Origin of the sequence: Rhodococcus sp. NJ-530 (assembly GCF_003860625.1) — a bacterium.
Taxonomy (GTDB): domain Bacteria; phylum Actinomycetota; class Actinomycetes; order Mycobacteriales; family Mycobacteriaceae; genus Rhodococcus_F; species Rhodococcus_F qingshengii.
Genome location: NZ_CP034152.1, coordinates 2,167,113 through 2,193,707, shown reverse-complemented (window position 1 = coordinate 2,193,707; position 26,595 = coordinate 2,167,113). Strand labels below are relative to the sequence as shown.

Below are 26,595 nucleotides of genomic sequence, written 5' to 3'. Positions count from 1 at the left end.
TCATGCAGGAACATCGTTATGACGTGGTCATCGTCGGCGCCGGTGGCGCAGGCATGCGTGCGGCAATCGAAGCTGGCCCCCGTGCCCGCACGGCCGTACTGACCAAGCTCTACCCCACCCGCAGCCACACCGGCGCGGCCCAGGGCGGCATGTGTGCCGCACTGGCGAACGTGGAGGAAGACAACTGGGAGTGGCACACCTTCGACACCGTCAAGGGCGGCGACTACCTCGCCGACCAGGACGCCGTCGAGATCATGGCCAAGGAGGCCATCGATGCGGTGCTCGACCTCGAGAAGATGGGTCTGCCGTTCAACCGCACGCCCGAAGGCAAGATCGACCAGCGTCGATTCGGTGGCCACACACGCGACCACGGCAAGGCACCCGTCCGCCGTGCGTGTTACGCCGCCGACCGCACCGGTCACATGATCCTGCAGACGCTCTACCAGAACTGCGTCAAGCACGACGTCGAGTTCTTCAACGAGTTCTACGCGCTCGACATCGCCATCACCGAGACCGAGGACGGCCCGGTTGCCACCGGTGTCATCTGCTACGAGCTCTCGACCGGCGAGCTGCACATCTTCCACGCCAAGTCGATCGTCTTCGCGACCGGCGGCTCGGGACGCATGTACAAGACGACGTCCAACGCGCACACCCTCACCGGTGACGGCATGGGCATCATCTTCCGCAAGGGCCTGCCCCTCGAGGACATGGAGTTCCACCAGTTCCACCCGACAGGACTCGCCGGTCTCGGCATCCTGATCTCGGAAGCCGTCCGCGGTGAAGGTGGCATTCTCCGTAATGCCGACGGTGAACGCTTCATGGAGCGTTACGCACCCACCATCAAGGACCTCGCTCCTCGTGACATCGTGGCGCGTTCGATGGTCCTCGAGGTTCTCGAAGGCCGCGGCGCCGGCCCGAACAAGGACTACGTCTACATCGACGTGACGCACATCCCCGAGGAAGTTCTCGACGAGAAGCTCCCCGACATCATGGAGTTCTCGCGCACCTACCTCGGCGTGGACCCCGTCAAGGAGCCCGTGCCCGTCTACCCGACGTGCCACTACGTCATGGGCGGTATCCCCACCAAGATCAACGGTGAGGTGCTGCGCAACAACGACGAGATCGTGAAGGGTCTGTACGCGGCCGGCGAATGCGCCTGTGTCTCCGTACACGGTGCAAACCGTCTCGGTACCAACTCGCTCCTCGACATCAACGTGTTCGGCCGTCGCGCCGGCATCGCTGCCGCCGAGTACGCGAACTCCACCGAGTTCGTCGACATGCCGGAAACCCCGGCCGCGATGGTCGAAGACTGGGTCGGCGTCATCCTGTCCGATCACGGCCACGAGCGCGTTGCGGACATCCGCACCGAGCTGCAGCAGTCGATGGACAACAACGCCTCCGTCTTCCGCACCGAAGAGCGCCTCACCCAGGCTCTCAAGGATGTGCGTGCTCTCAAGGAGCGCTACAACCACATCACGGTCCAGGACAAGGGCAAGCGCTACAACAGCGACCTGCTCGAGGCCATCGAGCTGGGCTTCCTCCTCGAAATGGCAGAGGTCACCGTCGTCGGCGCCCTCAACCGCAAGGAATCGCGCGGCGGCCACGCTCGCGAGGACTTCCCGGATCGCAACGACGCCGAGTACATGAAGCACACGATGGCGTACAAGGAGGGTGACGGCCTGCTCTCCGACATCCGTCTGGACTACAAGCCGGTGATCCAGACCCGCTACGAGCCGATGGAGCGTAAGTACTGATGTCTGCGCCTGCTGTAGATGCACCCAAACTCCCCGCTGTTCCCGAGGGGGCCGTCATGGTCACTCTCAAGATCGCGCGGATGAATCCCGAATCGGGCGAGGGCCAGCACTGGGACAGTTTCCAGGTCCCGGCACTGCCCACCGACCGTCTGCTCAACCTGCTGCTGTACGTAAAGGGTTACCTCGACGGCACCCTCACGTTCCGTCGCAGCTGCGCACACGGTGTCTGTGGATCGGACGCCATGCGGATCAACGGTGTGAACCGTCTGGCCTGCAAGCTGCTGATGAAGGACATGCTGCCCAAGGACGGCAAGCCGGTCACCATCACGGTCGAGCCCATCAAGGGCCTGCCCGTCGAGAAGGACCTGGTTGTCGACATGGAGCCCTTCTTCGACGCATTCCGCGCCGTGAAGCCGTTCCTCATCACCAGTGGCAACGAGCCCACTCGTGAGCGCATCCAGAGCCAGCACGACCGTGCTCGTTTCGACGACACCACCAAGTGCATCCTCTGCGCATGCTGCACCACGTCGTGCCCCGTGTACTGGAGCGACGGCAGCTACTTCGGTCCCGCTGCCATCGTGAACGCACACCGGTTCATCTTCGACAGCCGTGACGAGGCCGCTTCCGAGCGTCTCGACATCCTGAACGACAAGGACGGCGTGTGGCGTTGCCGCACCACGTTCAACTGCACCGACGCGTGCCCCCGCGGCATCCAGGTGACAAAGGCTATTCAGGAAGTCAAGCGAGCACTGCTCTTCGCTCGATAGTCAGGCCTTCGGCCCTGTGCGCGGTTAGGGAGTCTCCGGACTCCTTGACCGCGCACAGCTATGTCGGGGGCATGTTGAGCGGTGTCACGACTTGAACCGGTGACGTCGTAAAGCCGAAGTGAGCGCCCATGGCGCCGTGTTCCTTCATGACCACCTGACAGGCAGTGCGAACATCCGCACGCAGATCGTGGTGGAGCACCGCCGATATTCGCCTCTCCCCCAGCAACTTTCGATTGTCACCGTCGAGATCGTGGGCGATGAAGACACTGCACTCCCGGTTCAGTTCTTCGAACGCGTCGACAGTGGCCAGGTTGCCACCACCGATCGAATACACGGCACGGATCTGCGGATCGGATTCGAGTGCCGCTCGCACCAGTTTCCTACTCGTCTGATCCAGACCGTCACTGTTCGGAATGTCGATCAACCGTCGATGCGGAGCCGCGACTCGCATGGCGGAGCGAAATCCCATCTCCCGTTCTTCCTCTCCGCGGAAGAACCCGCTGCTCATGCTGACAAGCACGTTTCCTTCCCGATCCCCCAGCCACTGATCTATCAAGTACGCGGCGGTGGCTCCGGCGGCTCGGTTGTCGATGCCGATATAGGCGGCTCGCCTGCTGCCGGCAACGTCGGTCACCAACGTGACGACCGGAATCCTTGCCGCCACCAACCGGTCGATCGCCGCCACGACTTCCGGAGTGTCGGGAGCCTTGACGATGACTCCGTGGGAGCCGCGCCGGCGAATCTTGTCGAGCGTCGACGTCATCGCTTCTACCGAACCGGTTTCACGAAAGTGAAACCGAGAACGAACAACAGCGGGTGCAAGGGTGGGCAGTTCGGCCTCGAGCGCGTCACGGACGGCGTCGGAAAACCTTGCAGGAGTTTGCAACACGACGTCGACGATGAACGTGCGACCGACCAGTTTCAGTTGCGAGCGTTGACGTTCCAGGTCCGTGATCGCCTGGCGAACCTCCGATCGTGTGCCGTCGCGAACTCCAGGACGGTCGTTGAGCACCCGGTCGACGGTGGCCTCACTCAGGCCCGACTGCTGAGCGATCTCCCGTACTTTGAATCGATGCGCCACAACTACCTCACGATGATGGATATTTGATGGTTTTTTGCTGTTGCTCGAGGTCTTCGTCACAGCCAGACTAAACCCATGACTTCTACGCCGGGCGTAACCAGGCCCGCACTCCTGGCCGACACCGTCTTACTGGTCAGTGGCGGCTCGCAAGGCGTCGGCGCCGGAATCGTACGCGCCGCAGTCCGTGAGGGCGCTCAGGTGGCTTTCACCGGCCGACGCCCGGACGTCGGAAAGGCTCTCGAGACAGAACTTCCGGGAACTCACTTCATCGAAGCCGATGTGGCACAAACGGATTCCGCGCTCGACAGCGTGGCCGAGACGATCTCTCACTTCGGCCGCGTGGATGCTCTGGTCAATTCCGCCGGGCTCACTTCACGCGGAACGCTGCTCGACACCACCGAAGAACTCTTCGACCAGCACATCGCGGTGAACCTTCGCGGTCCGTTCTTCACGATGCAGGCAGCAGTCAAAGACATGCGCGAGCGTGCGGTCCCCGGGTCCATCGTCAACATCATCTCCACGTCCGAACTCGGCGGGCAGCCGTATCTCGCGCCGTACGTGGCAGCGAAGGCCGGGCTGGCGGGGCTGACCCGCAACGCGGCCCATGCGCATCGCTGGGATCGTATCCGGATCAACGGTCTCGACATCGGGTGGACACAGACCGAGGGTGAAGACCTCACGCAGAGAGCTTTTCACGACGCTGGTGACGACTGGCAGGAACGCGCGGGCAGCACCCTCCCCATGGGCAAGCTCGGACAGGTCGACGAAATCGCCGACTTCGTCGTCTTCCTGCTCTCCGATCGCAGCGGAGTCGTGACGGGTTCGATCATCGACTGGGACCAGAACGTCTTCGGAGGGCTGGACTGATGGGCGCTCGCATCGGAGTCATCGGGCTCGGACGAATCGGCAGCTACCACGCCCGAAACCTGCTGACGATGGACGGCGTCGACGCACTGATTGTCACCGATGTCGACGCACGTCGAACCTCGGACGTGGCAAGCGAACTCGACGTGGAGTCCGCTGCCGATCCCGACGCGCTTCTAGCGTCAGGCATCGACGGCGTTCTGATCGCCGCGCCGTCGAGTTCACATGCCGAATTGATCGAAGCCGCTGTTCGCCTAGACATCCCGACGTTCTGCGAAAAGCCGGTAGCCGACTCCATCGAATCCTCCGTTCGTGTACTCGCGACTGCCGAGCAGACGTCGGTACCAGTCCAGATCGGATTTCAGCGCCGATTCGACCCGTCATTTGTGGCGGCGTACGACGCGGTTCGATCTGGAGAACTCGGTTGGATCCACACTCTCCGATCGACCACCCTCGACCCCGCTCCCCCGCCGATCTCGTACATCGAACACTCAGGCGGCATCTTCCGCGACTGCTCGATCCACGACTTCGACATCGTACGGTGGATCAGCGGCCGCGAAGTCACCACTGTTTTTGCCACCGGCTCGAATCAGGGTGATCGCGGGATCGCCGATGCCGGTGACGTCGACACCGCCGCAACGGTTCTCACTTTCGAAGGCGGAACCATCGCGGTCGTGTCGAATACCCGCTACAACGGCCGCGGCTACGACTGCCGACTCGAGGTACTCGGCTCGGCGGACTCCGTCGTTGCCGGGCTGGACGACCGCTTGCCACTCCGCTCTCTCGACCCCGAAACATCGTTCCCCTCGAAGGAGCCGTACACGTTCTTCATGGACCGCTTCACGTCCGCCTACCGTGCGGAACTCGAAGCATTCCTCGGCGTTGTCGCCGGGCGTCGGGAATCACCGTGCACGCCCGCAGATGCGGTCGAGTCGGCCTGGATCTCCGAAGCTGCAACGCACTCTCTGCGCGAGGGTCGGCCCGTCACGATCACCGAAGTCAAAGATCTGTTCCTTCACGACAAGAATGAGGCACACACATGAGCACTCCTCGCATCGCCGGCGCACCGATCTCCTGGGGCTTGTGCGAAGTCCCGGGCTGGGGTTACCAGCTCGACCCTGCGCAAGTCCTCCGGGAAATGCGCGAAGTCGGTCTGGCGGCAACGGAAATCGGACCGGAGGGCTTTCTGCCGACTGCACCCGCCGAAATGGCCAAGGTGCTCGCGGATCACGATCTGAGCGCAGTCGGCGGGTTCGCACCGGTACTGCTGCATGATCGCGATCATGATCCGGTTCCCGGCATCTCCCCCATCCTCGATGGTTTCGTCGCCTCGGGTGCCGAAGTTTTGGTCCTGGCCGCCGCGACGGGTTCCGACGGCTACGATTCACGTCCGGAATTGGACGAGCAGAGTTGGAAAACCCTGCTACACAATCTCGATCGCCTCACCGACGCCGCGGCCGAGCGCGGAATCAGGGCAGTTGTCCACCCTCACGTCGGAACGATGATCGAGCAGCGCGACGAGGTCCTGCGAGTGCTCGACGGCTCGGCCATCCCCCTGTGCCTGGACACCGGCCACCTGTTGATCGGCGGCACCGATCCGGTCGACCTGGCGCGTCAGGCTCCCGAGCGCATCACCCACGTGCATCTCAAGGACGTCGACGATGCCCTCGCATCACGCGTTCGCAGTGGTGAGCTCACCTACACCGACGGCGTGAAGGCGGGAATGTACCGTCCACTCGGTGGCGGCGACGTCGACATCGCCGGTGTCACAGCCATATTGCAGCGCCACGGTTTCGACGGGTGGTACGTGCTCGAGCAGGACACCATTCTGGCCGAAGCGCCGTCGGACGAGGGACCGGTGCGCGATGTGCGAGCGAGCGTCGAGTATCTGCGGTCGGTTCTGTGACACCTACCCCGCTGCGGATAGGCATTCTGGGAGCCTCACGCATCGCCGAGAACGCGATGATCAAACCTGCAACGGCCACCGGGCACCGCCTGGTGGCCGTTGCCGCACGCGACCCCGAGCGGGCCAGAGCCTATGCGGCCCAGCATGGGATCGAACGGGTGGTCGGTTCGTACGCCGAGCTGATCTCGGATCCGGAGGTGGACGTCGTCTACAACGCGCTGCCCAACAGCCTGCACGGACCGTGGAATCTCGCCGCCGTTCGGGCCGGCAAGCACGTGCTGACTGAGAAACCGTTTTCGAGCAACGCGGTGGAAGCGCGTGCTGTAGCCGAGGCAGCGCGCGTGAGCGGAGTGACGCTGCTCGAGGGGTTCCACTACCTCTTTCATCCGGTGAACCGGCGCCTGCTGGATGTGGTTCGGAGCGGCACAGTCGGCGCGGTCACTCGGGTGGAAACCGTACTGCGGATGCCCACACCATCCGAGAACGACCCGCGGTGGGAGCTCGCATTGGCAGGCGGGTCACTGATGGACCTGGGCTGCTACGGGTTACATGCTTCCCGGACGCTGAGTGACGTCTGTGGCGGTGCGCCAGTGGTGACCGGGACCCGCCACGAGGAATACGCTCCGGGGGTCGATTCGTGGTTCGACATCGAACTCGAATACCCCAGCGGCGCCACGGCATCCGTGGTGACCACGATGTTGGACGAGCGGTATCACTTCACCTTCCGAGTATTCGGCACTGAAGGAGACGTCCTGGTACACAACTTCCTGCAGCCGGACATCGACGACCGTGTCTCCGTCACGGCCGGTGGGCGCACGAGCGTCGAGCATCTGGGCACGAAGTCGTCGTACACCTGTCAACTCGAAGCGTTCGCCGATCATCTGTCCGGGGTCTCGGCGCTGCCGATCGGGCCGGGCGACGCGGTAGCCAACATGACGATGATCGACGAGGCGTACATGCATTCCGGCCTCGGGGTTCGGCCGACGACCATCCTGTGACGAAACGACTACAGCCTCGGTTCGATTCGAACCGAGGCTGTAGTCGCGAGGTTTTGATCTAGCGGCGAAGCTCGTGGGTCAGCGTCTCGAGCTCGTCACCGCCCGCCATCTCCTTGGTCAGTTCTTCGAGTGAGATGTCGTCGTACTTGGCGTCAAGCTTCTGCCTGCCTCGGTTGAGGAGCACGAAGTGATCGCCGACCATGTACGCGTGGTGCGGATTGTGCGTGATGAAGATGACGCCGAATCCCTGTTCCTTGGCAGCGGTGATGTAGCGCAATACCATTCCCGACTGCTTGACGCCGAGCGCTGCTGTCGGCTCGTCGAGAATCAGCACGCGCGCGCCGAAGAAGATGGCGCGGGCGATGGCAACACACTGACGCTGACCGCCCGAGAGACTACCGATCGGTGCGTCGACGTCAGGTAGTTCGATGCCCATCTTCGACAGTTCCGAAAGAGTCGTCGCGCGCATGGCGTTGGCGTCGAGCGACTTAATCAGACCACCCTTGCGCAGTTCCTGCCCGAGGAAGAAGTTGCGCCACACCGGCATCAACGCAACGACGGCGAGGTCCTGATAGACCGTCGCGATGCCTTTGCCGAGAGCTTCTTTCGGCGAGTGGAACGTTGTCGGTTCACCGTCGACGAGTAGTTCACCTTCGCTCTGTTGGTGCAGACCGGCGATGATCTTGATCAGCGTGGACTTGCCTGCGCCGTTGTCACCGAGCACGCCTGTTACTTCACCCGCACCGACGCGCAGGTTGATTCCCTTGAGCGCGATGATGTTTCCGTATTGCTTACCGACGTCCTTGAGCTCGATCAGTGGCACGTTGCCGCCCGAGTTCGAGAGAGCGGGAACTTCAGCTGTGGTACTCATGTGTCACCTTTTCGCAGCGTAGTTGCGGAATGCGTTGTTGGCGATGACCGCGAAGAGCAGCATGGCGCCGAGGAAGAACTTGAACCAGTCCGGGTTCCAGCCTGCGTAGACGATGCCCTGGTTGGTCATACCGAAGATGAATGCACCGATCGCAGCGCCGATCGCGGTTCCGTAACCACCGGTGAGCAGGCAACCGCCGATGACTGCGGCGATGATGTACAGGAACTCGTTACCAACACCCTGACCGGACTGAACGGTGTTGAACGAGAACAGCAGATGCATGCCCACGAACCAGGCAGCAAAGCCGACGGTCATGAACAAGCCGATCTTGACTGCGGTCACCGGCACACCGATCGCGCGGGCACTGTCCTGATTGCCGCCGACCGCGAAGATCCAGTTGCCGATCTTGGTCTTGAACAAAACAAATGTTGCAATCGCGGTGAACAGCAGCCACCACACGACCGTGATCTTGACGGACACCCCGAAGACCGAGAACGACGACGCGAATACCTTTTTGGCGGAATCGAATCCAGCCATGTCGGAGACGCTGGGTGTGGCCACCTGACCACTCACGAGCTTGGTGACGGCCAGGTTGATACCGGTCAACATGAGGAAAGAACTCAAGGTGATGAGGAAGCTGGGAATCTTCGTCTTCATGACGAGGTAGCCGTTGAAGAATCCGACGGCGAGCGAGACGACCAGCGCCAGAATCGCGCCCACCCACAGGTTGAGGTGCAGGTTGTAGGCGATCATCGACGCGGCGAGCGAGGACGTGGTGACTGCGACGCCGGCGGAGAGGTCGAACTCGCCGCCGATCATGAGCAGGGCGACCGCGCAAGCCATGATGCCGATCGTGGAGCTGGAGTAGAGCACTGTCGCAAGCGCTTCCGGCGTACGGAACGGTGCCGCGACGATACAGAAGAAGATGAAGATGGCGATGGCGCCGACAAGTGAACCCATCTCCGGGCGGAGCAGCAGACGCTGAATGCGCTTTTGCTCCTTCACCCGTTCATCGGTCACGACTTTATGGGCGGCAAGGTCGAGATCTGCCTGAGTGGACATGATTTCCCTTCCGTGCTGGACAGGCGCACGGAGGGCGGACTCTCAGCCCTCCGTGCGCCCGGATCAGCGAGTTCCGTTCTTGGCGTACTCGGCGACCGAGTCGATGTTGGTGTTGTCGATGAACGCGGGTCCGGTCAGGGTGGGCAAGCCACCACCGATCACGTTGCCGTTGTTGAGGTAAAGCCACAGCGAATCGATGGCGAGGTAGCCCTGCAGGAAGGGTTGCTGGTCCACTGCCCACTGCACGTCACCGGATTTGATGGCGTCGACGAGCGCCGCGTTGGTGTCGAAGGTGACGACCTTAGCCTTGCTGCCCGCATTGCCGACCGACGTCACGGACGTCAATGCGAACGGCGCACCGAGCGCGAGAACTCGATCGATTGCCGGGTCCTGTTGAAGTTTCGCGGTGATGGTCGACTCCACCGACGGCATGTCCTTGCCGTTGACGTTGAGAATCTCCGTCGTTCCCTTGAACGACTTCTTCACACCGGCGCACCGTGATTCGAGGCTCACGTTGCCCTGCTCCTGAATCACGCACAGCACCTTGGTGGCACCTTCGGTGTTGAGTCGCTCGCCGGCAGCTTCACCGGCAATCGACTCGTCCTGACCGAAGTACTCCTTGACGCCCATGTCCTTCCAGGTTTCGAGGCCCGAGTTGAGGGCGACCACCGGAATGCCCGCGGCGGTGGCACTTTGGACCGCGGCAACCATGGCGTCGGGCTTCGCGAGGGTGACGGCGATCCCGTCGACCTTGCTGTCGATCGCACTCTGAACCAAGTTGGCCTGATTCGGCGCCTCGGGATCGGCGGAGTACCGAAGTTCGATGTTGTCCTTGGCCGCTGCGGTTTCGGCACCCTTGCGCACCAGATCCCAGAACGTGTCACCGGGCACTTCGTGGGTGATCATCGCAATGGTGGCGCGGGGCGTGTCCGCCGTACCCGCGCCCATTCCGGATCCGGAAGAATCCGGCTTACCGCCGGTGCTGGAACAGGCGGCCAGACCCAAGACCACGACTGAGGCTCCGGCCAGTACGGCAACGCTCTTGCGTCCCGTGAGAAACGACATGTGAACTCCCTCTCGACATCAACCAACGGCCCGCGAACGGATGGTGCTCGGTTGTATGTGAAAGATGTAATACCCGTCACAGTCGAATGTCAATAGTTTGTTCTGACATTAGGACTGCTTATCAAAGACCGAACAATCTGATTGAAGTCGAAACTGCAGGTCAATGCCCTGCGGGTGCAGTTGAACCTCGAACTACAAGTTGTGGTTGCGCGACTATGTCCCTGCCCAAGAGTCCACTTCCGGCGTCGAGACGTTCGGAGATTCGCTCCACCGCGGCGCCACCCAGAAACGCCGTGTCCTGCCCGACACTGGTCAGATCGATGTGCGCCAAACCTGCCAATGCACTGTTGTCGAATCCGATCACGGAGACGTCGCCGGGCACCGAGACTCCCGCACGCAAGAAGACGTCCAGGACTCCGAGCGCGCAACGATCGTTGAAAGCGAAGACCGCACTGGGAAGCCCTTCTTCGACCATCGACCGCGCGGCGCCTGCCCCGAACGCCTCCGTGAGACCGCCGGGAAGGATCCGCGATTCCAGACCGGTCGCCCGCATGGCCTTCCGGTAGCCCTGACGCCTCTCCTGGGCACCCGGACCGCGTCCGCCGTCGACGTGGACGATCGAGCGGTGCCCGAGTCCGACGAGATGATTCACGGCCATCACGGCGCCCGCCTCGTCGTCCGTGCGGACAACGTCCACATGTGCTGAGGGCATCTTCCGGGCGAGCACGACGACGGGAACCTTGGCCGCCAGGTCGACAATCTCCGATTCCGGCGCCTGCGAACCCAACAGCAAGATCGCCTCGCATCGGTCGTCGAGCAGGGTGCGCACGGCGCGCGAGCCAGGCCTGCGGTCCGAAACGGCGCTGAGAACGACGTCGTAGCGCAAGCGTTCGGCTGCGTCGTAGATCTCGTCGAGCAGCTCCGCGTGAAAGGTTTGCGCGGCAACATAACTGACACCGATCAGGCGGCTGCGATGCTGGCGCAGCAGTCGCGCCGCGTTGTCGGGTCGATAGCCGAGTTCGTCCGCGGCCGCCTTGACCCGTACCCGCGTCGCATCGCTGGCACCCGGGACATCGCGAATGACGATGGACACCAGTGCGCGTGACACACCGGCCAGGTCTGCTACGTCTTGCAAGGTGGGGCGTCGACTGTTCACCTCCACAGACTAGATCGTTCCAGCGAATACACGCCGAAACGTTGACGCACGAGGCAACCAGCGCTTTACTGACACGACTAGAACGATCTAGTTCCTCATCCTCACTCCGAACGGAGCCCCCATGTCTGCCTCTGTTGCAGTCGGTCTGATCGGCGCTGGATGGATCGGCCGTTTCCACGGCGAGTCCGTCGCGCTGCGTATCCCCGGCACCCGTCTCGTCGCCGTCGCCGATCCTGCGCCCGGCGCTGCGGCGTCGTTGATCGAACGTGTCAGTCCCGACGCCCGCGCGTACACCGACGCCCTTGAGCTGATTGCCGATCCGACCGTCGAAGCGGTGCTCATCAGTACGCCCGCATCAACTCACACCGATCTCGTGGTAGCAGCAGCGGAGGCAGGCAAGCATGTCTTCTGCGAAAAGCCGATGGCATTGACGCTCGAGGACGCCGATCGCGCAATCGGCGCATGCGCCGCGAACAATGTTGCGCTGCAGGTCGGTTTCAACCGGCGCTTCGCCGCCGACTTCGCCGCGGCACACGACGTGATCACCTCCGGTGGGATCGGGACACCGCAGCTACTTCGCTCTCTGACTCGCGATCCGGGAATCACCGCCGACGTCGCCTCCCGAGTCAAGCCGTGGACCATCTTCAACGAGACACTGATTCACGACTTCGACGCCCTGCTCTGGCTCAACCCGGGGGCACGCGTCGTCGAGGTGTTCGCGCAGGCCGATGCTCTCGTCCATCCGCAGTACAAGGAGCAGGGGTACCTCGATACGTCGATGGTTCAGTTGCGGTTCGACAACGGCGCCTTCGCGTCGGCCGAGGCCAACTTCCAGGCCATCTACGGTTACGACGTTCGCGGCGAGGTTTTCGGTTCCGGTGGAATGGTGAGTGCAGGCGAGGTCACGCGGACCGCGATGCGTCATTACAGCTCACCGGGCGTTCTGGCCGACACACCTCGGGTGAACATCGAACTGTTTCACGACGCCTATGTTGCCCAGCTGGCGCACTTCGCAGACTGCATCCGCTCCGGCAGCGCGCCGTCGGTCGACGGTCTCGATGCTCGCAACGCCCTGGAAATCGCACTGGCTGCAAAAGAATCCGTGGAAACCGGACTGCCCGTATCGCTGCTGTCGGTGCCGCAGTGAGCCCCTTCGATTTGGCGGTCTCTGCCGAGATGACGTTCACCGAACTCCCTGTCGTCGAACGCATTCGGCGGATCTCGGAGGCGGGGTTCGCAGCCGAGATCTGGAGTTGGCAAGACAAGGACCTCGATGCTCTGGTCGCCACCGGGGCTCGGTTCTCCTCGATGACCGGCTATCTTCACGGCGATTTGTTCGACGAAGCGGGCAGCGCCGAACTCGTACGTACAGCGACGCTATGCCTCGCGCCGGCAGCGAAACTCGGCGTTCCTCGGCTGAACTTCCATACCGGCGAGCTGATCGACGGACAGGCCGCGCGCCCGCAGTATCGAACTACAGGAGCGATGTGGCTGACGGCGCAACGCGCTCTCGAGAAGATCGCGCGACTGGGTGAAGACGCCGGAGTCGTCTTCTGCCTCGAGAATCTCAATACGATCGTCGATCACCCTGGCGTACCGATGGCCCGAGCCAAAGACACTCTGGCACTGGTGGAATCCGTCTCACACCCCAATCTCAAGATGATGCTCGACCTCTACCACGCACAGATCGGCGAAGGAAACCTCATCGAACTCGTGCGGCGTTGTGGTGACAACATCGGGGAGATTCAGGTGGCCGACGTACCCGGCCGATGCGAACCCGGAACCGGCGAGATCAACTACCCAGCCATCGCACGCGTTCTCGCCGAGCAGGGTTACACCGGCACGATCGGATTGGAGGGCTGGGCATCCGGAAACAGTGACACCGCACTCACTGCTTTCCGGAACGCCTTCACTCTCTAGCTCTCACCCAGGAACGTGATCCCGTCGTAGCGCGCAGATCTTCCGTCACCGGTCGAGTCCACGGGGAGCGCTTCCTGAGGTCTTTTTGATGGATTTCAGGGGTAGTTTCGATGGCTTTTCCTTGGCAGTCTTTGAGTCACAGCACATCGTGAACTCCGCAGGAAGGCCCCCGAATGACTCCAGCACTGACCGACCACACCGTGCCGTTCGCGGGTAGGTTGCACCGAGAAGACTGCAACATCGAAGACTTCGCCGCTTTGGTCGCACACGAGACAGACCCCGTCGATTACCCGTACGCCCATTCAGTGGCCGACGGGGTTCTTCTGTACCACTCGGCAGCATTGGTCGAGCAATCGTCGAATCCAGAAATCCGGGCCGAGATCCAAGACGAGATCGCCCGGGCGTTACTCACCGGCCCCGGCATCACAGTCTTTCAGGGCGCGTTCGACGCGGAGATACTGGATCGCGCCAGCGAGATCTTCCGGCAACTCATTGCGCGCCAACACGAAGCCGGCGCAGTGTCCGGAGATCACTTCGCCAAACCCGGAGCCAATGACCGGATCTGGGGAGCACAACTGAAGTTGGCGCTCGAAGATCCCAAGGCTTACGTCGACTACTACGCAAACAGCATTGTCGCTTTAGCTTCGGAAGCCTGGCTCGGCCCCATGTATCAGGTGACGTCGGACGTCAACGTCGTCAATCCCGGTGGCGCCGCACAGAATCCACATCGCGACTACCACCTCGGTTTCATGTCGAGCGACGTCGCTGCGAAGTTCCGAGCGCACGTTCATCGCTTGACCCCCGCCCTCACCTTGCAAGGTGCAGTCGCCCATGTGGACATGCCGGTCGAGACGGGCCCGACGAAATATCTGCCGTACTCCCAACAATTCGAATCCGGATACCTCGCGTTCGAGCGTCCCGAGTTCAAGGAGTTCTTCGAGGCCAATTACGTCCAATTACCTTTGGAGAAGGGAGATGCCGTCTTCTTCAACCCTGCACTGTTCCACGCCGCCGGCCACAACAAATCCGCCGACGTCCTGCGCATGGCAAATCTTCTTCAGGTGTCGTCAGCCTTCGGTCGCGCCCTCGGAACCATTGACCGGGACGCGCTCGTCAACGCGATCTATCCGGCACTGCTCGCCCTCAGCGAAGCAGGTTCCGACGAGTCCGTTCGCTGTGCCGTCGCCGCTTCCGCTGAGGGCTACGCCTTCCCGACCAATCTGGACCGAGACCAACCGATCGACGGCCTCGCGCCTCAGACGCAGGCCGAACTAGTGATGGAGGCGGTTCGCGAGCGGATCTCGCCTGACCATCTGGCCGAGTTGTTGAAGGCACAGTCCGAGAGACGAATGGCCTGAGGGACGACAGCGCTGACGAGACTTGGACCGCCCAATGCCGGTCAGTCGGTACGCTCGTGGCATGGGGTGGGACTTGTTAGTGCTGTTCGCCATGATCGGCCCGTTGGCGGTGTTCGGGTGGGCGGCTGTTCGGGCAAGGCGCCGCGGGCTTGGGGGGTCGTTCGTCGGGCCGTTTCAGGAGATGTTCGATCCCGGTGCGGCGCGAGCCCAGACCGTCATCGAACAGATCGCGGAACTACCGGACCCTGCGGACTCCGGCGACCCGGACAACGACGACGATGTGCCGTACACAGTCGCCTACGAGGGTGTTCGACTCCATATCAACCCCGGTAAGGCTCGACAGCGCGGAGGCGACGGGACCACCAAGCGAGCTGAGTGAAAGTCCGACCGGATACAACGCGAGGGAGAACTGGTTCAGTCAGGGCCGGCGCAGTTGATAGGTGATACCGTTCTCCAACTCATCTGAGCTGAAGGACTCCGGAGAAAAGTGATGCAGGAGCACCTCATAGTTTCTCTGGTTTGCGGGGACGGCATCAAAATGTGCGGTGTAGGAGCAGGTGCTCGTTCCGTCCGGAAGTTGATCGATTGCCTCGACCTCGAGTGTCGACCTTGTGGATGCAGCGCCGCTGCCCCCGAAAATATCGATTTGGTCGTTCGGAGCGACACGGATCGAGTCGATCACGCACTCTCCGGAGCCCGTCTCGGCCTGCTTTGCCTGACCGGTCACCGTTACTGTGGCGGCAAAGGTTTTCGGTACATCGACATTGGTTGCGCAGCTTGTCAGCAGCAGCGCTCCCGCAAAGCTCGCAGCCGCAACCTGTGCTGACCTTCGCCTCATAGTCGTCAACGGTAGTGCGTCCGAGTCGCCACGGTGCTCGGTTGCCGAATCCGAAGAGTCACACGGGGCCCGTCGCCGGCCGGCCGAACCACGTGGACAGCTGAGTATCCAACTCCGCCTGCGAATCCCCGACCCATGCCACATGACCGTCCGGCCGAAGCAGGACAGCCGGAGCGTCCAATTCAGTGCTTGTGTCAACGATGTGGTCGGCGCGATCGCTCCAACCATCGACGGACAGTTGGCCACCCTGGTCGAGAAGAAGTCCGCGGCCGGATCGCATCAGGTCGTACAGGTTGCCGCGCGTCAACGCGATGTTCCGCAGCCTCCGACCGAGTAGGTCGTCACCTTCGCCGAAATCGTAGCGAATCGAGATCGCAGTGATCTTCTCGGTCAGATAGCGCTTGACGTCTTCGAATTCCATCAGCTCGGAGATCAAGCGCCGCACGGCTTGTGGACCGGCAGCGGTGGAGATCAGCTCCGCCTGCGCGCGCGTGTTGTCGAGAACGTCGGCAGCCACCGGACGCCGTTCCGATTCGTACGTGTCGAGCAGGACGTCCGGTGCCCAGCCGTTGATCTCGGCGGCGAGCTTCCAGCCGAGGTTGAAGGCATCTTGCACACCGAGATTGAGACCTTGACCGCCCATCGGTGGGTGGATGTGTGCGGCATCGCCGGCGAGGAACACCCGGTCGCGCCGGTAGTGCTCCGCTAGACGGGTGGCGTCGCCGAAGCGCGAGAGCCACCGCGGCGAGTGCACACCGAAGTCGGTACCCGCAATGGCCAGTAGCTGTTGTTTGATGTCGTCGAGGGTGGTCGGTGTTGCGCGATCGTCGGCAACTTCGGCCGCAGGGACCACGACACGAAAAGCGCCGTTACCGGCGGGACCGACTCCGAATCGTTTGTGCGTTTCCCGGATTTCGGCGACAACGGCGGCCAGTTCATCAGCCGGCATGGTCACGTCCATTTCGCCGATCAGCGTGTCGGCGCTCGACGGCTCGCCGGGAAACCCGACGTCGATCAGCTTCCGAACAGTGCTGCGGCCGCCGTCGCAGCCCACGAGATAACGCGCGTGAAGTGTTGTGCCGTCGGACAATTCCGCTGTGACGCTATCGGTATCTTGACGGATCGCGACGACGCGCTTCCCTCGCTGAATGTCCGCACCGACTTCGGTGGCATGTTCGGCAAGAATCCTGTCGATCTCGGGCTGAGGAATGCCCAGTACGTACCCGTGCGCAGTATCGAGGTGCGCCGGTGCCGGTTTGCTGATCCCCGCGAAGAATCCACCGAGCGGATACTTGCGGCCGTGCGCGAGGAACTTGTCCAGCAACCCGCGCTGCTCCATGATTTCGATGCTGCGCACATGGATGCCGAGGGCACGGACGAACTGAGTCGGCTCCTCGTCCTTGTCCACGACGACGACATCGACGCCCTGCAGCCGGAGCTCACCTGCCAGCATCAATCCAGTTGGTCCAGCACCGACAATGATGACGTCACTCATGCGATCCCCTCCTTCGGGCAAGGCTTTTGCTTGCTCGCAGCAGACGAGTGTGCACCATCACCGGGGCCTTGCCGCAAGCCCCGGGTCCCGCGTTATGATGAAGGTGGCGGAAGACGCTTCATCAGCGCACCAACACCACAGCACCCGTATCGCGTGGGAGCCGCCAACTCTCGATCACCGTCGGCACCAGCATGGCCCCGAGAACACCCAGCGTCAGAGAAAACGGCACTCCGCCGCTCAGATCCTCCGACTCCGCCAACGGTGTACAGAGCGTGATCACCAAAGCGGACAGTGCAATACCCAGACCGGACGCCAACTCTTGCAGCGTTGCATGCAGAGTATTGGCATCGGTCAGCTCACCCGAGTCGACGTCGGCGAACGCCAAGCTGTTGTACGCGGTGAACCCGATGGATCGCAACGCGCCACTGACAAACAGTGCGACAGCGATTACGACGTCCGGTGTCGTCGACGAGATCAGTACCAGCGCACCGAAGCACACCACCGACAGAACTCCGTTTCCCACCAGAACTAGTCTGATCCCGAACCTGCGCATGAGCGGAGTGGTGAGCGGTTTGATCGCGATATTCCCCGCGAACAGAGCCATCACCAGCAGACCGGCCTTGAACGCCGACATTTCGAATCCCACTTGGAACAACAACGGCAGCACAAACGGCACGCCCATGATCACGAGCCGGTACAGCGAGCCGCTCGACGCGACGAGCCGAAACGATCGAAGTCGGAGGACGCCGAGCGCGATGAGCGGATGATCCGACCGGACGAGGTGAATGACGGCAAAGCTCAACAAGATCAGAGCCGCAACGATCCCGAGGCCCACTCGTAGCCAGTCGGTTCCGGCACTGTGCACGCTGTCGAGCGCCACGACAAGCACTGCGACGCTTGCTCCGATCACCACCAATCCCAGCCAGTCGAGGCTCCGTTTCTGCGCCTCCCGAATGTCGGGCACCATGCGCAATGCCAGCAGAAACCCGACGATCCCGATCGGAACGTTGATCAGAAAGATCCAGCGCCACGAAGCGATCGACACGATGGCTCCACCCACAGCGGGCGCAAGAACCGGCGCTGTGAGCGCCGGCCACGTCAAGTAGGCGATAGCCCGTACGAGTTCCGCCTTCGACGTCACCCGCAATACTGCGAGCCGCCCTACCGGCACCATCATGGCGCCGCCTACCCCTTGTAAAGCACGCATTCCCACCAGCATCGGGAGGGAGGTGCTCAGTGCACATCCCACCGATGCCACCGCGAAAACAGCTATGGCAGAGATGAAGACACGTCGCGTTCCGAACCTGTCGGCCATCCATCCGCTCGCCGGGATCAGGACGGCCAACACCAGGAGGTACGAAGAAACGGCGACATTGACGTCGACGGCATCAACTCCGAAAGATTGGGCGATCGACGGCAGTGCCGTTGCGAGAATCGTCGCGTCCAGCATCTCCATGAACAGCGCTGCTGCCACGAGCAGCGCCAGTCCGCGGGGAAATGTCACTGCACCAGAGCCTTTCGGAGGAGCTGTGGATCAGCCGAGAGAAATCCAGCTGCCGGAGGTCACCGAGGCGACCATCGCGTCCAGGGCCTGTGCGGACGCGACTGCATCAGCGATGGTCGCGCCCTGCGGCGCTCCGTCCACGATCGAGGCGATGAAATTGCGAGCCTCGATCACTTTCAGGTCGTCGTAGCCCATCGCGTTGGCCGCGCCAGGCTGGAAGCGGCCGAACTCACCGGACTCGGGGCCGACCAGAACCGTCGTGACGGATTGGTCCTGATACTTCGAGCCGAGGCTGGTGCCCAGTTCACCCATCCGGCGGTAGTCCCAGAACACGGCACCCTTCGTGCCGTGAATCTCGAATCCGTAATTGTTCTGCTCTCCCACGGCGACGCGGCATGCTTCGAGGGTGCACCGGCCACCCGAGCCGAGGCGCAGCAGTGCGCTGACGAAGTCTTCGTTCTCAACAGCCCCCATCTCCCCACCGCTGGCCCGCGCATGTCCACTGGTAGCGGCGGACGGACGCGCACGCTCCGGGATGAAGATCGCAGTATCCGCAACGAGAGCGTCGACGTCACCGAGAAGATGACGAATCAGATCGATGCCGTGCGAGGCCAAGTCGCCCAGGACGCCGGCGCCGCCGCGCTCACGCTCGTATCGCCAACTCAAAGCACCTTCAGGGTGGGCCGCATAGTCGCTGAGGAAACGAAAACGCGAGTGCGTGATCGTGCCCAACTCCCCTGAGTCGATCAGGCTCTTTGCCAGGGCCACAGCCGGCGCGTTTCGGTAGTTGAAGCCGACGGTCGACTGCACACCGGCCTTCGAGACTGCTACGGCAACAGCTTTGGCGTCTTCCGTGGACAAGCCGACGGGCTTCTCGATCCAGATGTGTTTGCCGGCCTCTGCCATTGCGACGCCGATTTCACGGTGCAAGAAGTTCGGGGCCGTGATGCTCACCGCGTCGATGGCCGGATCGGCTGCGATATCGCGCCAATCCTGGGTGAAAGCTTCGAAACCGAATTGGTCCGCTGCTTCCTCCCCTCTGCCAGGCACCTCGTCGGCGACGGCGGCCAGGCGGATCACGGGAAGCTGCGGATAGTGCTGCCGCAGACGCAGATACGCCTGCGTGTGGACGCGGCCCATCCATCCGAATCCGGCAACTGCTACTGAAATGCCTGTCATGAGGCTCCGTTCGGGTCAAATGATCGAAGGATCGCAGAAATGCTGGGATCACAAATCACCCCCACTGACTCGGTCAGGCGGGTACTCGTGTCACCGGGATCGAGATCTAGCGGTCGACCACGGTGGTGTCGAAGTAGTAACGCGACGCTCGGTAGCAGTGGCTGCCGTACTCGACGGCGCTACCTGAATCGTCAAATGCAGTGCGGCTCATGGTCAAGAGGGCAGCACCCACTTTCTCGTCGAGCAATCCTGCTTCTTCGCGAGTCGCCGCCCGAGCGCCGATTCGCTGCCGCGCCACACGGATGTGAACGCCGCGAGTTCGCAAGGTTTGGTACAGCCCCTGCGTCTCCAACTCCTCGGGATCGGGTGCGATGTCCACCGGAATGTAGTTGGTCATCACGGCAAGCGGTTCGCCGTTGGTGCTTCGCAGACGCCTGATGGTGGCCACTTCGGCGTCAGGTTCGAGGTTGAGTTCCGCGGCAACGTCCTCGGCGGGAACTCCCACCGTGAACTCGAGCAGCTTGGTCGTCGGCGCCTGGCCGGCCCTCGCGAGGTCGTCGAACAGGCTGGTGAGCTCGACCGGGCGGTGCACCGGACTTTGCACCACCTGAGTTCCGACTCCCCGCTTACGAACAAGTAGTCCCTTGTCCACCAGCTCCTGGATCGCGCGTCGAGTGGTCGGACGTGAGAGATTGAGCCGTTTGGCCAACGCCAGTTCATTCTCGAAGCGATCACCTGGGGCAAGTTCGCCACCGAGAATAGCGCCCTCGATTGCCTGTGCCAGCTGAAAATACAGCGGCACCGGGCTCGAGCGGTCCAACTCGACGGCGAGTGCTGCGACCACGGCCAACTCCGATCTGTCTTGGGAAGGCGCCGTATCGACGCTACTTCTCTCGGCAGTGTATGCGAACACTAACATTCACTTGACCGCAAGTCATAATGTCCAGACAAACTATTGACAATCGCTGTGTCGCGGCGCACAGTTTCAGTCATACATCGGTGCCCTGCGTGGGCAACCCACCACGAACTCTCGGGAGTCAGTTTTGACAAGCATCAACACTCACCAGAGCGGGTCACACATCCCTGACGCACCCTTCGACGTGCTTGCCATCGGCCGATCGGGGGTGGACATCTACCCACTTCAGACCGGTGTCGGACTCGAGGACGTCGAGACGTTCGGCAAGTTCCTCGGCGGCAGCGCAGCCAATGTCTCGGTGGCGGCTGCACGCCTCGGCCGGCGAGCAGCACTGATCTCCGGCGTAGGCAGCGATCCTTTCGGGAAGTTCGTCACACGCGAGTTGGCACGTCTGGGCGTCGACAACAGGTTTGTCGTCACCAATTCCGAGTACCCGACACCGGTGACGTTCTGCGAGATCTTCCCTCCTGACGACTTTCCGCTGTACTTCTACCGCAAGCCGCACGCGCCCGATCTTCGGATCACCCCGGAAGACATCGACCTCGACGCCGTTCGAACAGCGTCCCTCTACTGGTCGACTGTGACGGGGCTGTCCGAAGAACCGAGTCGCAGTGCACACTTCGCGGCCTGGGAAGCCCGCGAACGACGCCCGCTGACGGTCCTCGATCTGGACTACCGCCCGATGTTCTGGTCGACGCCCCAAGAAGCAACCAATCAGGTGCAGCGCGCTCTGGCGCACGTGACAGTAGCCGTCGGAAACCGCGAAGAGTGCGAGATCGCGGTCGGTGAGACCAATCCGAACAAGGCCGCCGACGCGCTTCTCGACCTCGGCGTCGAACTGGCCATCGTGAAGCAGGGCCCGAAGGGCGTACTCGGCAAAACGCGAAAGCAGTCGATCACCGTGCCGCCCAACGCCGTCGACGTGGTCAACGGGCTGGGAGCAGGCGACAGCTTCGGCGGATCACTGTGCCACGGACTGTTGGCCGGGTGGCCGCTGGAGAAGGTACTGCGGTACGCCAACGCGGCCGGCGCGATAGTCGCATCTCGGCTCGAATGCTCCACTGCGATGCCGACCGCCGAAGAAGTCCACGATCTCGCCGAAGCCACAGCCACGGAGGCAGTCAATGTCTGACAAGCTCGCCGCCCGCCCCCTCGCCACCACCTACGCCGAAGTGACGGAACTGCGTGCGAGCGATCCGCAGATCATCGAAAAGGCCTGGGCAGCGCGAACTCCTCGCGCCACTGTTCGAGGCAATGGTCGACTGATGATCGTCGCTGCCGATCACCCGGCCCGTGGGGCACTGTCTGTCGGTGGCAAGCCGACAGCGATGAACAGTCGTACAGATCTGCTCGACAGATTACGCACTGCGCTCGACAATCCCGGAGTCGACGGCGTTCTCGGCACCGCGGACATTCTCGACGATCTGCTCCTCCTCGGCGCCCTCGACGACAAGGTCGTCTTCTCGTCGATGAACCGCGGCGGCCTGGCAGGCGCGAGCTTCGAACTCGACGACCGCATGACCGGATATACCGCGGCGGGCACCGCGAAGTTTGGAATGAACGGCGGAAAGATGCTGCTACGCATCGCACTCGACGACGCGGGCACACTGCCCACCATGACGGCATGTGCCGAAGCCGTGGACGAACTGGCCGCGGCCGGACTGATCGCGATGCTCGAGCCGTTCCTCTCCAGCCGCGTGAACGGCAAGGTCGTCAACGATCTCAGCCCCGACGCCGTCATCAAATCCATCCACATCTCCCAAGGTCTCGGCTCCACCTCGGCGTACACGTGGATGAAACTGCCGGTCGTCGACGAGATGGAACGCGTCATGGATGCGACCACCCTCCCGACGCTCCTCCTGGGGGAGATCCGCAGATCGCGCCGGAAGAAACGTACGCAAAGTGGGACGCTGCACTTCAGCTGCCGTCCGTGCGCGGACTGATCGTCGGACGCGCGCTGCTCTACCCACCCGACGGCGACGTCACCGCGGCCGTCGACACCGCAGTCAAGCTCGTCCACTAGAACCGACCTGGCAGGAGCAAGATGTTCAGCAAGTACTACGTCCCCGCCGGATCGTCCGCCGACGGTGATTTCACGACAGTGGTCACGCCGGAGTCCGCCGGGTGGACCGAATCCAGCTTGTGGACACTCGAACTCGCCCCTGGCGCTGACGTCCACCTGCAGTCCGGCGAGAACGAGATCATCGTCGTTCCACTGGCGGGTTCGGCCGTGGTTGTTGCCGAGGGGACGGAGATTCCCCTGACCGGCCGCGCATCGGTTTTCGACGGTCCGAGCGATTTCGCGTACGTCGGTCGCGACGCCGACTACTCGGTCAGCAGCACGGGCGGAGGCCGCTTCGCCCTGTGCGGAGCGCGCGCCGGCGCCAAGCTCCCCATCGCTACGGTCCGGCTTCAGGAGTTGCGGTCGAGCTCCGCGGCGCCGGGAACTGCAGCCGACAGGTTCACAACTTCGCCACTGCAGACACCTTCGAGGCCGACTCCATCATCGCGTGTGAGGTCATCACCCCCGGCGGGAACTGGTCGTCGTATCCCAGCCACAAACACGACGAGAACAGCGACGTCGAATCGGCCCTGGAAGAGATCTACTACTTCGAGATCGACAGAAGCCCCACCGGGACCGAAGGTTTCGGCTACCACCGCGTGTACGGAACCGCCGAGAGACCTATCGAGGTGCTCGAGGAAGTCCGCTCGGGCGACGTCGTCCTCGTGCCGCACGGCTATCACGGCCCGTCCATCGCAGCGCCGGGCCACCACATGTACTACCTCAATGTCATGGCAGGTTCGGGCGAGATCCGGGCGTGGAACATCTGTGACGATCCGCAACACACCTGGCTACGTGGAAGCTGGGATCACCAGGACATCGACCCTCGACTGCCGTTGCAGTCCCACAACTGACGGAAGTGAAAGCTGTGGCACCCACCAACAACGCAACCGGCAATCGTCCACCTCGCGACGAGCCGACCGTATACCTGACCGTTTCTCAAGCTGTCGTCCGCTTCCTCGCCAACCAGTACACCGAACGCGACGGCCAGCGCACCAAGCTGTTCGCCGGCTGCTTCGGAATCTTCGGGCACGGCAACGTCGCCGGACTGGGGCAGGCACTCTTGCAGGCCGAGATCCAGGATCTCGACGCCGGCCGTGAGCCGACACTCCCCTACGTGCTCGGCCGCAATGAACAGGCGATGGTGCACTCGGCTGTCGCGCACGCCCGCATGAAGGACCGCCTGCAGACGTGGGCGGTCTCGTCCAGCGTCGGCCCCGGTGCCACCAATATGGTCACCGGCGCGGCACTGGCCACCATCAATCGTCTACCTGTATTACTCCTTCCCGCAGACACTTTCGCGACCCGCGCCAGTGCCCCCGTCTTACAGGAACTCGAACTCCCGTCGAGCGGCGACGTCACAGTCAACGACGCTTTCAAACCCGTCTCACGATACTTCGATCGGGTATGGCGCCCGGAGCAGTTGCCGAGCGCTCTGCTCGCCGGGATGCGCGTTCTCACTGATCCCGTCGAGACCGGCGCGGTCACCATCGCCATCCCGCAGGACGTGCAGGCCGAGGCTTTCGACTGGCCCGAGTCCTTCTTCGCCGAACGGGTGTGGCACGTGGCCCGCCCGCTCCCCGAACGATCGGTGATCGAACGCGCCGCCGCGATCATCCGCTCGGCTCGCAAGCCACTGATCGTCGCCGGCGGCGGCGTGATCTACAGCCAGGCCACCGACTCTCTGGCAGCGTTCTGCGCGCAGACCGGAATCCCCGTGGGGCAGAGCCAGGCCGGCAAGGGTTCATTGGTCTACGACCATCCACAATCCGTCGGGGCGGTGGGGTCCACCGGCACTACGGCTGCAAACGCACTGGCCACCGAGGCTGACGTCGTCATCGGAATCGGTACGCGGTACAGCGATTTCACGAGCGCGTCCCGCACCGCGTTCACCAATCCCGACGTTCGCTTCGTCAACATCAACGTCGCATCACTGGACTCCGTGAAGCAGGGCGGAGTCAGCGTTGTCGCCGACGCACGTGAGGCACTCGACGCGCTGGCACTTGCACTGAACGACTACCGGGTGGACGACGAATATGCGTCCAGGATCGGTGACCTCGCTCGCGATTGGGATGCGATCGTCGAATCCGTCTACAACCCAGCCGAACCCGCTGCCGACGGGTCACTGAATCAGAATCAGGTGATCGGCCTGGTCAACACACTGTCCGATCCACGTGACGTCGTGGTGTGCGCTGCCGGGTCCATGCCGGGTGACCTCCACAAGCTGTGGCGAACCCGTGATTCCAAGGGGTATCACGTCGAATACGGGTACTCGTGCATGGGATACGAAGTTGCCGGCGGTCTAGGCGTCCGCATGGCGTGCCCCGATCGCGACGTGTTCGTGATGGTCGGAGACGGTTCCTATCTGATGATGGCCACCGAATTGGTCACCGCCGTACAGGAACGCCTCAAGGTCATCGTCGTCCTGGTGCAGAATCACGGATTTGCCTCCATCGGTTCACTGTCCGAGTCGCTGGGTTCCCAGCGCTTCGGCACGCAGTACCGCTACCGCTCGAATGACGGACGTCTCGACGGAGGGGTTCTCCCGGTCGATCTGGCCGCGAACGCTGCCAGCCTCGGTGTCGACGTCATCCGCGCCAACACCGCTGCCGAGTTCGCCGACGCGATCAAGGTTGCCAAAGCAAGCGACACCAGCACCGTCATCCACGTCGAAACCGATCCGCTGATCGGCGCCCCGGACAGCGAATCCTGGTGGGATGTACCGGTATCGGCCACCTCCGAACTGGAGTCCACCAAGAAGGCACGGACAACTTACGAGTCCTGGAAGAAGATCCAGCGACCGTACCTCCGTCCATCCGAATGAAAATTCCGCACAACCACACCCCATAAAGCTTGCCCGCGAAAGGAATCTAGACATGAGCGCGATTCGCGTCGGATCAGCCCCCGACTCCTGGGGCGTGTGGTTTCCGGACGATCCACAGCAGACCCCTTACACACGATTCCTCGACGAGGTATCCGCGTCGGGATACGAATGGATCGAACTCGGCCCGTTCGGATACCTTCCGACCGATCCAGCCAAGTTGACGGACGAACTCGGCGCCCGCGGCCTGAAGCTTTCGGCCGGTACCGTTTTCGAACACCTGCACCAGGACGATTCCTGGGATGCCGTCTGGAATCAGATCAAGGACGTCGCCAAGTTGACCGCAGCCGTCGGCGGCAAGCACGTGGTGGTCATCCCTGAGATGTGGCGCGACCCTTCCACCGGAGCGGTACTCGAAGACCGCAATCTGACGCCCGAGCAGTGGCGTAAGAAAACCGACGGCATGAACGCTCTCGGGAAGGCAATGCTCGAGGAGTACGGCGTCATGGCGCAGTACCATCCTCATGCCGACAGTCACGTCGACATCGAAGACAACGTCTACAAGTTCCTCGAAGGGACCGACGAGCGTTTCGTGAATCTGTGTCTCGACACCGGCCACATCAGCTACTGCGGCGGCGACAATCTCGCAATTATCAACAAACATCCGGAGCGCATCGGGTACCTACACCTCAAACAGGTGGATCCGGCGATAGTCGCCAAGGTTGAGGCGGAGGACCTGCCGTTCGGTGAGGCCGTCAAACTCGGTGCCATGATCGAACCGCCGCGCGGAATCCCCGACATGCCGCCGCTTCTGGAGGCCATCGAGAAGCTCGGCATCGACGTGTTCGCGATCGTCGAGCAGGACATGTATCCCTGCCATCCCGACACACCGCTGCCCATCGCAGCGCGCACTCAGAAATACCTGTCCACCTGTGGCGTCCCCGCCGTCCGTTTCAACTGAGCAACACAATCGAGGAG

At 62.5% G+C, this 26,595-nt stretch carries 23 protein-coding genes and 2 pseudogenes; 15 read left to right on the top strand and 10 right to left on the bottom strand.

Features of this window, described 5'->3' with window-relative positions; genetic code table 11:
• Window positions 1–2 precede the first annotated feature (2 nt).
• Both sdhA and EHW12_RS10195 read left to right on the top strand, forming a co-directional pair.
• On the top strand, window positions 3–1,754 hold the full coding sequence (gene sdhA, locus EHW12_RS10200; protein WP_003941011.1) for a succinate dehydrogenase flavoprotein subunit: 1,752 nt from the start codon (window positions 3–5) through the stop codon (window positions 1,752–1,754).
• A complete protein-coding gene (locus EHW12_RS10195) occupies window positions 1,754–2,521 on the top strand; it encodes a succinate dehydrogenase iron-sulfur subunit (RefSeq protein WP_003940925.1) in 768 nt (255 codons plus the stop codon). Before sdhA ends, EHW12_RS10195 begins: the two co-directional genes overlap by 1 nt.
• Window positions 2,522–2,579: 58 nt before the next feature.
• Here EHW12_RS10195 and EHW12_RS10190 read toward each other — a convergent pair whose 3' ends face one another.
• Window positions 2,580–3,602 (bottom strand): LacI family DNA-binding transcriptional regulator, encoded by a 1,023-nt coding sequence (locus tag EHW12_RS10190; RefSeq protein ID WP_065455149.1) that lies wholly within the window; start codon window positions 3,600–3,602, stop codon window positions 2,580–2,582.
• 75 nt (window positions 3,603–3,677) lie between these two features.
• On the opposite strand from EHW12_RS10190, the gene EHW12_RS10185 reads away from it, so the two are divergent.
• Genes EHW12_RS10185 through EHW12_RS10170 form a run of 4 tightly spaced genes read left to right on the top strand, consistent with a single transcriptional unit; the run spans window position 3,678 to window position 7,370 of the window.
• Window positions 3,678–4,469 (top strand): SDR family oxidoreductase, encoded by a 792-nt coding sequence (locus EHW12_RS10185; RefSeq protein WP_003940964.1) that lies wholly within the window; start codon window positions 3,678–3,680, stop codon window positions 4,467–4,469.
• Window positions 4,469–5,509, top strand: coding sequence for a Gfo/Idh/MocA family oxidoreductase (locus tag EHW12_RS10180; protein ID WP_125050564.1), 1,041 nt, complete (start codon window positions 4,469–4,471; stop codon window positions 5,507–5,509). Before EHW12_RS10185 ends, EHW12_RS10180 begins: the two co-directional genes overlap by 1 nt.
• Window positions 5,506–6,372, top strand: a complete 867-nt coding sequence (locus EHW12_RS10175; RefSeq protein ID WP_125050563.1) for a TIM barrel protein — start codon at window positions 5,506–5,508, stop codon at window positions 6,370–6,372. The genes EHW12_RS10180 and EHW12_RS10175 overlap by 4 nt, the downstream gene beginning before the upstream one ends.
• Complete coding sequence (locus EHW12_RS10170; RefSeq protein WP_125050562.1) at window positions 6,369–7,370, top strand: Gfo/Idh/MocA family oxidoreductase; 1,002 nt, start codon at window positions 6,369–6,371, stop codon at window positions 7,368–7,370. The genes EHW12_RS10175 and EHW12_RS10170 overlap by 4 nt, the downstream gene beginning before the upstream one ends.
• 58 nt (window positions 7,371–7,428) lie before the next feature.
• Here the strand turns inward: EHW12_RS10170 and EHW12_RS10165 are convergent, their stop codons facing one another.
• The 4 genes from EHW12_RS10165 to EHW12_RS10150 all read right to left on the bottom strand — a co-directional run bounded on the left by EHW12_RS10165 (window position 7,429) and on the right by EHW12_RS10150 (window position 11,530).
• Complete coding sequence (locus EHW12_RS10165; RefSeq protein ID WP_007727336.1) at window positions 7,429–8,241, bottom strand: ATP-binding cassette domain-containing protein; 813 nt, start codon at window positions 8,239–8,241, stop codon at window positions 7,429–7,431.
• 3 nt (window positions 8,242–8,244) lie between these two features.
• Window positions 8,245–9,303, bottom strand: coding sequence for an ABC transporter permease (locus EHW12_RS10160; RefSeq protein WP_003940759.1), 1,059 nt, complete (start codon window positions 9,301–9,303; stop codon window positions 8,245–8,247).
• Window positions 9,304–9,366: 63 nt separating this feature from the next.
• Complete coding sequence (locus EHW12_RS10155; protein WP_007727338.1) at window positions 9,367–10,368, bottom strand: substrate-binding domain-containing protein; 1,002 nt, start codon at window positions 10,366–10,368, stop codon at window positions 9,367–9,369.
• A 160-nt stretch (window positions 10,369–10,528) separates the two neighbouring features.
• Window positions 10,529–11,530 (bottom strand): LacI family DNA-binding transcriptional regulator, encoded by a 1,002-nt coding sequence (locus EHW12_RS10150; RefSeq protein ID WP_042923509.1) that lies wholly within the window; start codon window positions 11,528–11,530, stop codon window positions 10,529–10,531.
• 115 nt (window positions 11,531–11,645) lie between these two features.
• Here EHW12_RS10150 and EHW12_RS10145 point away from each other — a divergent pair, with 115 nt between their 5' ends.
• The 4 genes from EHW12_RS10145 to EHW12_RS10130 all read left to right on the top strand — a co-directional run bounded on the left by EHW12_RS10145 (window position 11,646) and on the right by EHW12_RS10130 (window position 15,181).
• Complete coding sequence (locus EHW12_RS10145; protein ID WP_083057754.1) at window positions 11,646–12,671, top strand: Gfo/Idh/MocA family oxidoreductase; 1,026 nt, start codon at window positions 11,646–11,648, stop codon at window positions 12,669–12,671.
• Complete coding sequence (locus EHW12_RS10140; RefSeq protein WP_081305326.1) at window positions 12,668–13,444, top strand: TIM barrel protein; 777 nt, start codon at window positions 12,668–12,670, stop codon at window positions 13,442–13,444. Before EHW12_RS10145 ends, EHW12_RS10140 begins: the two co-directional genes overlap by 4 nt.
• Window positions 13,445–13,617: 173 nt before the next feature.
• Window positions 13,618–14,802, top strand: a complete 1,185-nt coding sequence (locus EHW12_RS10135) for a phytanoyl-CoA dioxygenase family protein (RefSeq protein WP_083057749.1) — start codon at window positions 13,618–13,620, stop codon at window positions 14,800–14,802.
• Between the two features lie 61 nt (window positions 14,803–14,863).
• Complete coding sequence (locus tag EHW12_RS10130; RefSeq protein WP_241199139.1) at window positions 14,864–15,181, top strand: hypothetical protein; 318 nt, start codon at window positions 14,864–14,866, stop codon at window positions 15,179–15,181.
• A 39-nt stretch (window positions 15,182–15,220) separates the two neighbouring features.
• Here EHW12_RS10130 and EHW12_RS10125 read toward each other — a convergent pair whose 3' ends face one another.
• The 5 genes from EHW12_RS10125 to EHW12_RS10105 all read right to left on the bottom strand — a co-directional run bounded on the left by EHW12_RS10125 (window position 15,221) and on the right by EHW12_RS10105 (window position 20,662).
• Window positions 15,221–15,640 (bottom strand): hypothetical protein, encoded by a 420-nt coding sequence (locus tag EHW12_RS10125; protein ID WP_241199138.1) that lies wholly within the window; start codon window positions 15,638–15,640, stop codon window positions 15,221–15,223.
• A 58-nt stretch (window positions 15,641–15,698) separates the two neighbouring features.
• The gene (gene iri / locus EHW12_RS10120; RefSeq protein ID WP_083057744.1) at window positions 15,699–17,135 is read right to left on the bottom strand and encodes a rifampin monooxygenase Iri; all 1,437 of its coding nucleotides are present in this window, start codon (window positions 17,133–17,135) and stop codon (window positions 15,699–15,701) included.
• Between the two features lie 121 nt (window positions 17,136–17,256).
• Complete coding sequence (locus tag EHW12_RS10115; RefSeq protein WP_125050561.1) at window positions 17,257–18,639, bottom strand: MFS transporter; 1,383 nt, start codon at window positions 18,637–18,639, stop codon at window positions 17,257–17,259.
• A gap of 30 nt (window positions 18,640–18,669) precedes the next feature.
• Window positions 18,670–19,818 carry a Gfo/Idh/MocA family oxidoreductase gene (locus tag EHW12_RS10110; RefSeq protein ID WP_021332507.1) on the bottom strand — a complete coding sequence of 383 codons (1,149 nt, stop codon included), beginning with the start codon at window positions 19,816–19,818 and terminating at the stop codon, window positions 18,670–18,672.
• Window positions 19,819–19,924: 106 nt separating this feature from the next.
• On the bottom strand, window positions 19,925–20,662 hold the full coding sequence (locus EHW12_RS10105; protein ID WP_003941006.1) for a GntR family transcriptional regulator: 738 nt from the start codon (window positions 20,660–20,662) through the stop codon (window positions 19,925–19,927).
• 199 nt (window positions 20,663–20,861) lie between these two features.
• Here EHW12_RS10105 and iolC point away from each other — a divergent pair, with 199 nt between their 5' ends.
• From iolC to EHW12_RS10080, 5 genes and pseudogenes are all read left to right on the top strand, one after another.
• Window positions 20,862–21,866, top strand: coding sequence for a 5-dehydro-2-deoxygluconokinase (gene iolC, locus EHW12_RS10100; RefSeq protein WP_193604587.1), 1,005 nt, complete (start codon window positions 20,862–20,864; stop codon window positions 21,864–21,866).
• Window positions 21,859–22,757 (top strand): annotated as a pseudogene (locus EHW12_RS10095) (aldolase). The gene iolC and the pseudogene EHW12_RS10095 overlap by 8 nt, the downstream one beginning before the upstream one ends.
• A gap of 21 nt (window positions 22,758–22,778) precedes the next feature.
• A pseudogene (gene iolB / locus EHW12_RS10090) lies at window positions 22,779–23,650 on the top strand (5-deoxy-glucuronate isomerase).
• Window positions 23,651–23,664: 14 nt separating this feature from the next.
• Window positions 23,665–25,620, top strand: a complete 1,956-nt coding sequence (gene iolD / locus EHW12_RS10085) for a 3D-(3,5/4)-trihydroxycyclohexane-1,2-dione acylhydrolase (decyclizing) (protein WP_007727369.1) — start codon at window positions 23,665–23,667, stop codon at window positions 25,618–25,620.
• A gap of 52 nt (window positions 25,621–25,672) precedes the next feature.
• Window positions 25,673–26,578: a sugar phosphate isomerase/epimerase gene (locus tag EHW12_RS10080; RefSeq protein WP_007727370.1), complete on the top strand. Its 906-nt coding sequence runs from the start codon at window positions 25,673–25,675 to the stop codon at window positions 26,576–26,578.
• The last annotated feature ends 17 nt before the right edge of the window (window positions 26,579–26,595 follow it).